Source organism: Streptomyces sp. sk2.1, from assembly GCF_008120935.1.
Lineage (GTDB): Bacteria > Actinomycetota > Actinomycetes > Streptomycetales > Streptomycetaceae > Streptomyces.
Window position 1 is genome coordinate 1 of the sequence record NZ_RDBO01000174.1, and the last position, 677, is coordinate 677.

A 677-nucleotide genomic window follows, 5' to 3' on the forward strand; every position below is an offset into this window, starting at 1 on the left:
CTCGCGCAGCTGAAGACCGACGCGACCACGTTCGTGAACGAGAACAAGGACGACGACGAGTGGGAGTACGACGGGGACAAGGTCGAGGAGCACAACCAGCTCCGTGACGACATCACCGCGACCGTCGCCGCGTTCTGGGCCGCCGAACGCACCTGCCACAACAAGATCACCGCCCTGTTCGGCGGGACGCAGATGGTCGCCGGCGACGGCTCCGAACGCAAGGACCAGTACGGGTTCAACGCCGAGGACCTCAAGAACGCCAAACTCCCCTGGGGCGACCCCGTCGAGGAGAAGCACCACTGGTACGAGGTCGGCCACTGGGTCAAGTCCTTCGTCTGGGACGGCCTGATCGTCGACGGGGTCTGGGGCACCATCAAGGGCCTGGGCACCCTGGTCGGCTTCGGCGGCTGGGAAGCCATGGGACAGGCCTGGAAGGGCCTGGCCCAGCTCGCCACCGGCCTCGTCATCTCCGCCGTCCCCGGAGCAGGCGCCCTGTTCTGGACCCTGCCCGACGACAAACTCCCCTCCTGGCTCCGCGACTCACGCACCGCGATGAAGGAGACCGGCAAGGCCCTGGTCGCCTGGGACGAATGGGGCAAGAACCCCGGCCGCGCCGCCGGAGCGGTCACCTTCAACGTCCTGACCACCGTCTTCACCGGCGGCGCCGGCGGCGCGGC

At 68.5% G+C, this 677-nt stretch carries 1 pseudogene; it reads left to right on the forward strand.

From position 1 onward, the window contains the following. A pseudogene (locus EAO76_RS41975) lies at positions 1-677 on the forward strand (protein phosphatase); the annotation flags it as partial.